At 35.4% G+C, this 9,071-nt stretch carries 10 protein-coding genes; 1 reads left to right on the top strand and 9 read right to left on the bottom strand.

The features are described 5' to 3' along the window. The first annotated feature begins 320 nt into the window (after window positions 1-320). Window positions 321-1,493, top strand: coding sequence for a dihydroorotase (locus AB1630_07830; GenBank protein ID MEW6103702.1), 1,173 nt, complete (start codon window positions 321-323; stop codon window positions 1,491-1,493). Here AB1630_07830 and yajC read toward each other — a convergent pair. From yajC to dnaB, 9 genes are all read right to left on the bottom strand, one after another. Beyond that, window positions 1,482-1,751 carry a preprotein translocase subunit YajC gene (yajC, locus tag AB1630_07825; protein ID MEW6103701.1) on the bottom strand — a complete coding sequence of 90 codons (270 nt, stop codon included), beginning with the start codon at window positions 1,749-1,751 and terminating at the stop codon, window positions 1,482-1,484. The two genes, AB1630_07830 and yajC, sit on opposite strands and share 12 nt — an antisense overlap. Continuing rightward, on the bottom strand, window positions 1,748-2,191 hold the full coding sequence (locus AB1630_07820) for a flagellar biosynthetic protein FliO (GenBank protein MEW6103700.1): 444 nt from the start codon (window positions 2,189-2,191) through the stop codon (window positions 1,748-1,750). Before AB1630_07820 ends, yajC begins: the two co-directional genes overlap by 4 nt. Further along, window positions 2,188-3,171, bottom strand: a complete 984-nt coding sequence (gene fliN / locus AB1630_07815; GenBank protein MEW6103699.1) for a flagellar motor switch protein FliN — start codon at window positions 3,169-3,171, stop codon at window positions 2,188-2,190. The genes AB1630_07820 and fliN overlap by 4 nt, the downstream gene beginning before the upstream one ends. A 140-nt stretch (window positions 3,172-3,311) precedes the next feature. Beyond that, window positions 3,312-4,364: an MlaD family protein gene (locus AB1630_07810; GenBank protein ID MEW6103698.1), complete on the bottom strand. Its 1,053-nt coding sequence runs from the start codon at window positions 4,362-4,364 to the stop codon at window positions 3,312-3,314. Beyond that, window positions 4,361-5,092 carry an ATP-binding cassette domain-containing protein gene (locus AB1630_07805; GenBank protein ID MEW6103697.1) on the bottom strand — a complete coding sequence of 244 codons (732 nt, stop codon included), beginning with the start codon at window positions 5,090-5,092 and terminating at the stop codon, window positions 4,361-4,363. The genes AB1630_07810 and AB1630_07805 overlap by 4 nt, the downstream gene beginning before the upstream one ends. A gap of 4 nt (window positions 5,093-5,096) precedes the next feature. Continuing rightward, window positions 5,097-6,008 (bottom strand): site-specific DNA-methyltransferase, encoded by a 912-nt coding sequence (locus AB1630_07800; GenBank protein MEW6103696.1) that lies wholly within the window; start codon window positions 6,006-6,008, stop codon window positions 5,097-5,099. Next, window positions 6,005-6,676, bottom strand: coding sequence for a hypothetical protein (locus AB1630_07795; protein ID MEW6103695.1), 672 nt, complete (start codon window positions 6,674-6,676; stop codon window positions 6,005-6,007). The genes AB1630_07800 and AB1630_07795 overlap by 4 nt, the downstream gene beginning before the upstream one ends. Before the next feature lie 18 nt (window positions 6,677-6,694). After that, a complete protein-coding gene (locus AB1630_07790; protein MEW6103694.1) occupies window positions 6,695-7,477 on the bottom strand; it encodes an ABC transporter permease in 783 nt (260 codons plus the stop codon). A gap of 92 nt (window positions 7,478-7,569) precedes the next feature. After that, entirely contained in the window at window positions 7,570-8,907 is a 1,338-nt protein-coding gene (dnaB, locus tag AB1630_07785; GenBank protein MEW6103693.1) for a replicative DNA helicase, read from the bottom strand. Window positions 8,908-9,071: the final 164 nt, after the last annotated feature.

Here is a 9,071-nt window from a genome sequence, read left to right as displayed (position 1 = left end):
CGTGCTTCGTGCTTCGGATTTCGTGCTTTCTTTCATTTTAACTTCCTTTCTTCTTCTCGTCTACCTAAACACATACTTGAAAGGTGTAAAGATAACACTAAAATTCTTTGCCTTGTATTTAGGCTTATGATAAAGAAAAGATAAATAGGCTGTTTACGGATTGTAGTTTTTTTAAACCTTCATAAAAAGCACAATAAAAATAGAGTTCTCGCTTCACTAAAGGGGGAAAGGGGGAGGATTATTCTAATATTTTTCAATAACCATAAATTTAAGCCCTATGAAAGGTTTTAGTAAAATTGGGGAATTTCTATAGTTACAAATTGCGAAGATTTAGGAAAGATACTATAATTGAAACAGCTAAACATATGCTTTTACTCAAAAATGGCTCTGTTTTGGGATTTGGTGATAATTTTGACATTCTTATTAGCGATGGAAAGATTACAAAAATTCAAAGGAATATTTCTTTTCTTGGCTGTAAAACCTTTGATTGTAGAGATAAAATTATCACCCCAGGCCTTATTGACCTTCATACACATATAAGGTCATTTAAGGAAAATGAAAGGGAAACAATAGAATCAGGGATAGAAGCAGCAATATCTGGTGGATTTACAACCATTTGCATAATGCCAAATACAGACCCTCCTATAGATAACCCAAAAATATTAGGAAAGATTAAAGAAAAACAAAGCAAGATCCAGGTTTTTCCTATAGGTGCCATTGCAAAAGAAATGGGACAATTAAGGCTTTCTGACATAAAAGGGATGAAGGATAGCGGAATATTTGCCATATCTGATGATGGAGCAGAGCTAGAGGATAAATCCCTCCTAAAGGATGCAATGGATATAGCATCCGAGCTAGACCTCCTTGTTATCCTCCATTGTGAAATTCCATCTGAGCCAAAGGCAATTGAGAAAAATATATCCTTATGCTTAGATACAAAATCCAGGCTTCATATTGCACATATAAGCACAAAGGATGGAATATCTTTAGTAAAACAGGCAAAAAAAGAAAGCCAATGTATAACCTGTGAGGCAACGCCACACCATTTTACATTGAGTGATGTAGCCTTTAATGTAAAGCCTCCTATTCGGACAAAAGAGGATAAAGAGGCTGTAATAGAAGGGCTTTGTTCTGGAACAATAGATATAATTGTAACAGACCATGCACCCCATCCTATGGCTTTTGATAAACCAGGGATATCAGGAATTGAAATCTGCCTTTCCCTTGTTCTAACAGAGCTTGTGAATAAAGGCTATCTTTCGTTAATAGATGCAATAGGAAAGCTTGCAAAGAATCCTTCCAAGATAATTGGGTTACAAAGAGAAACAAAAGAGGGATGCGAAGCCTATCTTACCATTATTGATTTAAAAAATGAATGGGTTGTAAAAAAAGAGGATTTTAAATCAAAGGGAAAAAACACACCATTTGAAGGCTGGAAACTCAAGGGAAGACCAATTTCTGTTATTACACCTTATTTTGATTTATTGTTTTGACAAAATTCCTGTTTTAAGGCATTCAATCCTTATTTTTGGAGCAATTTCTAAAATTATACTTTTTTCACCTACATCATAAATTGTCCCACAAATTCCACCTATTGTTATAATTTTATCACCCTTTTTTAAGCTATTAATCATCTTCTTATGCTCGTTATCCTTTTTTTGTTGTGGCATAATTATTAAAAGATAGAATAGGGCTATAATGATGATAAATGGAAAGAGAGAAAATAAAATTCCTGGTGCTTGTGCATTCATTTTTCTATATTTTTTAACCTCTCACTTTCTGTCTCAAGAAAATCTATCTTCTTTTTAAAGAGGTAGTTTGCAAATGGAATATCTGGATTTTTCCTTCCCCTTTCTTTGCTCAATTCTGCTTTTATAAGGTCAATTTCCTCTTTATCCTTTATCTCGGAAAGGAGATTAATGTTTTCACCTATACCAAGTATAAGGATTCTATTCAGAATCTCAATAATTTGGATATATCTTCCTGGTGCAATTGTTTTTATAGCGATTACCTGGATAATACCTTCCTCAGAAGGCCTTCTTTTTCTTTTGAAAACAAAAACAATAAGAAAAGCAAGAAGAGCAACAAATCCAAGATATAAAGCAATTTTTATAATAATCCAGAATATGTTAATATCAGATGGCGATGCCAGGGTAAATGTTGGTGTAGCCGCAAGGGGAAGGGTTTTCATTGTAGAGAAGAAAGCCTTTCCTTTGGCGTTATAATGCTTGTTATCCTTACCCCAAAATTCTCATCAATAACAACAACAGAGGCTTTTGCGACAAGCCTTCCATTAACCAATACATCAACAGGTTCGCCTGCCATTTTATCAAGCTCCATTATATACCCTTCTCCTATCTTTAAAAGGTCAGAGATGTTTTTGTTTGTCTTTCCAAGCTCTACACTTATTTCAACAGGAACATCCATTAAAAGCTGGATATTGGATGGCATCTCTGGCATAGTTGGACGGGCTTCTGCAAATTGGACAGGGCCTGTAGGAATTACAGATGGAGTTTCTTTTTCTTCTATACCTTCCACAATGGGCTTTGCCATATCAACAGGGACAAGCTGAATGAAATCTCCTTCAAATAGATCGCCAACATTAAGGTTGTAATTTATCTTTACAAGCTGGGATTCTTTTAGTATATCAAGCTCTGTCTTTTGCTTTTCAAAGTCAATAATTCTTACCTTTGGAGGATGGGTAGATAAAATTTGCCTTCCTAGCTTTGTTGATAAAGAAGAATTTGCCGCCTCAATCATCTTTCCTATTGCATCAGCAAGGGCACCAAGATATACCTCTGTTAGCTCCTCTGGTGGCTTTGTTCCGTCCCCTCCTGTTGCTAGGTCTGCCATTGTCGCACCATGCTCTTTTAATAAAATCATATAGGTCATTCCCTTTAATCCTTCTGTATGTTCTGTCTCAACAACAATAGCATTTTTTGGAAGCTCTGTTTCTAATTCTTCAGATGTTAGGGTTTTTACATCTGGGTTTTCTATTTTTACCTGTTTATTTAGAACCTTGGAAAGAACCTCTGTAGCAGAAAGCATTGCTCCACTATAGATGTTTTCAAGCCTTTCTTCCTCAATTGGCGAGATAGCTTTTTCCTTTCCTCCCATCTCACCAAGAAGGGCGTCTAATTCTTCTTTTGTAATTGATGCTTCTTCTGCCATTCTAAGTTAAATTATAGATAACTTATTAGATTTTGTAAAGGAATTTTCTAGTAAAATTTTCCTGCAAGGAAAATATAAAAAGGAGGGTTGCTCCAAATAGGAATATTCCTATAAAACAACCTCCCTTCATACACAATACACTATTGCTTTTTAAGCAGCTTCCAGGGATTCTTTTTCAGGTCAGCTGATAGCTCTTCTAGGTTTTTTCCTGTATTTGAAAGGGATTTTGAAGCTTCTGTTATATTTGAAGAGCCCTTTTCTACCTCTTTAATCAGCCTTCCTAAATCAGTCATAGCCTTGTTAAATGAAGATGCACCATCTGAGATGGATTTTTCATTTTTCTTTAAAATTGTATTTAAGTTATCAGCTGCTTCATTAAAGGAAGATATTGCAGATTTTAATTCATCTGGCTTTACGACCCCTGCAATTTTATTAAACCTTTCTGTTGCTTTATTAAAATTGCTGATACTGTTTGATAAAGTCTCCCTGTCTATAGACTTTGCTGTTTTTTGTAAAGATAAAGATGCTTCCTTTAATTCAACAATACAAGACCTTATATTCTCCTTATTCTCCTTTGTTATATCAGCAATAGCCTTTGAAGCAATGGAAATGTTGTTAATTGCTTTGATGATTTCTCTCTTATTTCCCGATATAATGTCTGATGAATCCTTTGTAATTATAGCAAGGTTCTTAAGGGAGTTTTCAAGGTTTTCTAACACTTCCTTTTCTCCCATAAGCTTATCAATGATTGTTACTGTTCGCTCCATCTTATAGACAACAATTTCTGACCTTTCAAGAATTTCAGAGATATTTACCGGGTTAATACCAACCAGAAAATCGCCGTTTTTTACTTTAGAGAGGCTTTTTCCAAGGGTTATCTCAACATATTTCTCTCCAAGAAGGCCTAGTGTATTTACAGTAACCATTGAGTCAGATGGAATCTCTACATCCTTTTTTACCCATACCTTTACATACACCTTATTATTCTTAAGATAAAGCTCCTTTACAACGCCTGCATCCATTCCAGAGACCATTACAGGTGCACCATCCCTAATCCCAGATACATAATTAAACCTTATGGTAAAGGTATATCCTTTCTGGCCAATCTTTACATCACCAATGGCAATAATAAGAAAAGCCAATATAAAAAGGCCAATTCCAACAAATATGCCTATTTTTAGTTCATCTTTCATCCTTCTTTCCCTCCTGTGATAAATTGCCTAATATGAGGATTATTGCTTTGTTTTATTTCATCTGGCATTGCCTCAATAATAATTTTTCCATTGTAAAGCATAGATATTCTATCTGCAATAGAATAAGAAAGGGCTATATCATGGGTTACAACAATGGATGTAACATTAAGCCTGTTTGAGAGGTCTTTCATAAGATAGCCTATCTCAGACCCTGTAATAGGGTCTTGCCCTGTGGTTGGCTCATCGTATAAGATTATCTTTGGATTCGTAATTATAGCCCTTGCCAGAGCAACCCTTTTTTTCATCCCTCCAGAAAGGCTTACAGGATATAGGCTTTCAATGCCTGAAAGACCAACAAGGGAGAGACTATGTTTTACCCTAGCCATTATATCAGCCTTATTTAAATTAGTATGCTCAATAAGAAAAAATCCAACATTCTCAAAGACATTTAGAAAATCAAAAAGTGCAGATTCTTGAAATACAACGCTAAACATCTGCCTTGTCTTTATAAGCTCATCCTCTGAAATACTTGCTATGTCTTTCCCAAAGATAATTATCCTTCCTTTGTCTGGTTTCATCAGGCCTGTAATTATCTTTAAAAGAACGCTTTTTCCGCAACCAGACCTTCCCAAGATAACATAGGTCTTTCCTTCCTCTATATTAAGGGATACACCCTTTAATACCTCATTTTTCCTAAAGCTTTTATAAATATCCTCTATTTTAATCATCCATTTATATTCCCATCATTCCAATTGAGGAAACCTTAACATCCTCAAACAATTCTAATGTTCTTTGTTCTGGGATATTTATTGTATTATTTTTTCTGTATCTGCCAGTAAATTCCCCCCTCTCTTTTCTTTCTTTAAATGTCTTTGTTACTATATGTTGTAATTTTTCATAATGGGCATATTTTATCTCATTCTTATAGTTCTCCAATCTATTTTTGGCATATTTAATGTAATCATCCGACATTTCTATGCCTATAAAATCCTGCCCCAGTATCTTTGCTGAAACCAAAGTAGTTCCACTTCCACAATAGGGGTCAATGATTATTCCCTTATTTTCATCCATAACAGAATAGATTACCCTGATTGGAAGTGCTAGGGGAAATGGTGCGGGATGGGGATTTTTTTGCTCGGGCTGAAATCTCCATATTGAGCTTAATAAAGCATGCTTTGGCTTTAATTCCTCACCGATTAAATTTTTCCTTTCGGGTTTATAAAGCCAATAAATCCTTTCTTCAACCTGCCAAAACCTCCATCCCCTTATGTTTGCTGCAATCATCCTATCCCAAATTATCTCTTGTTTAATTGTCCACCTTGTTTTTCTTAACCAATCCATTGGATGAAGCATTTCCCCCTTCTCCCACCTGATTTTATGGTTATAGAAAAAAGAACCACGAGGTTTAGTAATTCTAAAAATCTCATTTAAAACATTTATTTGATTTTTCTGATATAAATCCTCGGGTAATTTATCTGTTGCACCTGAATATTGGACATTTTTAACCAGCCATCCTCTTTTATCTTCACCTTTGTTATAGGGTGGTGAGGTTATTCCCAGATCAACAATCTCATCGGGCAATGTTTTTAAAATAGACAAAGCATCTCCCTGAATAATTTTATTTAGATATTCCTCTTTATTCATTTTGCTTTTTTCTTTAAAAATTCATAGAAATCTTTGACAATGTAAGGTTTATATCCCTCTAATTTATCTTTCTTTAAAATGTAGATAATCTTCAAATTGGGAGAGTCAATAAAATACTTGTAATCAAAATTGGCGCTTCTTAGGAATTGCCCTGTAATATCTCTACCCCCTTTAAATCTTTTTAGCAATTGCCCCTCTAAATGTTTTGTAAATTTAGGATAATTAAAGGGGAATTCAAGTATATAAATGAGCTTTCCGTCTACAAACCCGCTTATTAGCACATTTAGGTTTTTCTCTTTTCTGTCTCTTTCCAATCTCTCAAAGGTATAGTCGGTAAAATTTCCTCCGCCATTAAGTTTTCTTAATGGTCTTGAGTTGGTATCTACATTCTTGGGCTTTGCCTCACATTTTATGGTTCTACCAGGGACAAAAACATCTTGCTTAAAACCATTATAACCTATTTTCCCTTCTTTATGTTCATATCCTGCCAAAGTAACCGTGATAAATTCTCGGATGGTGGATGAATTTTTATCATTTATATACATTGTCATTAAATCAACCAATATTCCAATGAGGGTATCCTTTGATTTGCCAATTAAGTAATTGCTTAACTCGTTATGGGTTCCGGTTGAATATATGTTTATTACCTTTGCTAATTCTTGATTCATATAATCATCTACCAATCATCAAAATAAGATTACCGTAAGAAAATAGTCAAAGACCAGAACAGTGGCAATGGATGTTACAACCGCCGATGTTGTTGCCTCTCCAACGCCAGTTGCACCTTCTTTTGCCCTAAAGCCCTTATAACAGCTTACAATAATTATAATAATTCCAAAGAATATTGTCTTTATCAAGCCAGAGGTAAGATCAGATACCTTTAAGAAGTCTATCATTTTTGTAATATAAAGGTCGCTTTTTATATCAAACATACAAACACCAACAACATATCCCCCAATTATTCCAATAATATCAGCAAATATTCCCAGTATTGGCATCATAATAGCTGTAGCAATAAGCCTTGGAAGGACAAGGTATTCCAAAGGGTTGACAGCTAGTGTCTCTAAAGCATCTATCTGTTGGGTTGTCTTCATTGAAGAAATAGTAGATGCTGCTTTAGCACCTATCCTTCCTGCAACAAGAACAGCAACAATTACAGGCCCTACCTCTGTGAGCATTGAAGCACCAACAAGGGCTCCTGTATAAACCTCCATTTCTATTCTTTTAAATTGATTGTATCCAAGATAGCCAAGAACCATCCCAAAAAAGGAAGAGACAATGAATAAAATAGGGAGGGTATTTACACCAACATCAACAAGGTGAGAGATTATCCTGTGGGTTGTGGGAGTAAAAAATGGCCTCTTTATTCTTATAAGCCTCTGCTCAATGATGGATTTTATAAAAATAATAAAAAGGCTCTTTGTAAGGATAAAAACCCTTCCCAGCTCTTCAAAGAAATAGGAAATCATTTAATAAAATTCAAAATGCAAAACTCAAAATGCAAAATTGTGGTAAAGATTTAATTAAAAATATAACCACATTTTTTAGTTTTAAGTTTTTATTATTCCTTAATCCTTGAAAGATTTTCGAATTTTGCATATTGTTTTAGAAAGGCAAGCTTTACGGTTCCTATTGGTCCATTCCTTTGCTTTCCAATAATTACCTCTGCTATGCCTTCATTATCTTCTGTGGGTTTATAATATTCCTCCCGATAGACAAAGAGAACAACATCCGCATCCTGCTCTATTGCCCCAGATTCCCTTAAGTCAGAAAGCTGGGGTTTTCTCCTTTGAACCTCTGTTGCACGGGATAGCTGGGATAAAGCAACAATGGGAATATTTAGCTCCTTTGCCAGAGATTTAAGAGACCTTGATATTTCTGATATTTCTTGCTGCCTATTCTCTAGGTCCCTTCTTCCCTCTATCAATTGCAAATAATCAATTATAAGAAGCCCAATATTATTTTTTGCCTTAAGCCTCCTTGCCTTTGCCCTCATCTCAATGACAGTCATAGGCGTTGTATCGTCAAGGTAAATCTCTGCCTCCCTTAAATTTCCAGCTGCTAAAGAGATCCTTGGAAGCTCATCCTTTTTAAGCTGGCCTATCCTTAATCTATGGGCATCAACACGACCTTCAGCACATAGAAGCCTAATAACAAGCTGAGCCTGACTCATTTCAAATGAAAATATGCCAACCGCTGTTTTTTCTTTAATAGCAACATGCTGGGCAATAGAAAGGGCTAAAGATGTCTTTCCCATAGATGGCCTTCCAGCAATAATAACAAGGTCTGATGGCTGAAAGCCTGCTGTTTGCTCATCAAGGTCAACAAAACCTGTGGGAATCCCTGTTATATGTGGCTTATGGGCACACAGAGCCTCAATATCTTCTGGCTTTAACATATCTCCTATGGATATAAATCCACCCTTTACCTTTTTTGAGGCAATGTTAAAAACAAGCTGTTCGGATTTGTCTAAAATATCAGAGACATCGCCAATTTGTTCATAGCCCATCCTTGTAATTTGTTGACCAGCCAAGACAAGCTCTCTTAAGGCTGCTTTTTGGGAGATGATCTTTGCATAATAGGGTGCATTGGAAGATGGTGGAACAGAGGAAATTAGTCCTGTAAGGTATGTTGCACCACCAATTATAGAGAGAGAACCGCTTTTATTTAACTCATCAGATAGAGTAACAAGGTCAACAGGCTCATTCCTTTCCCAGAGATTGAGCATTGCTTTATATATCTTTCTATGGGATTCCCTATAAAAATCATCCTCTCTTAAAAGCTCAACCACCTCATTGATTACCTCCCTATCCATTAGCATAGCCCCAAGGAGGGATATTTCAGCATCAAGTGCTTGTGGTGGAAGCCGTTCCTGATTGATAAGAAGGGTGTCTAACATAAAATTTTGGATTTTAAGATTTCTGATTTAATTTATTTATTTGTAACTATTCAGTATATCGTATTTTATATGTTTGGCTGTTTTAAAATTCATCCATTCTATAATAAATCCCAAATCCCAAGTTCAAATGTCAAAAAAATGTCCAATTTCCAATGTCCAATATC

This window comes from bacterium (genome assembly GCA_040753555.1).
Taxonomy (GTDB): domain Bacteria; phylum UBA9089; class UBA9088; order UBA9088; family UBA9088; genus JBFLYE01.
Note: the sequence above shows the minus strand (reverse complement) of the source record. Positions and strands in the feature narration are given on the sequence as shown.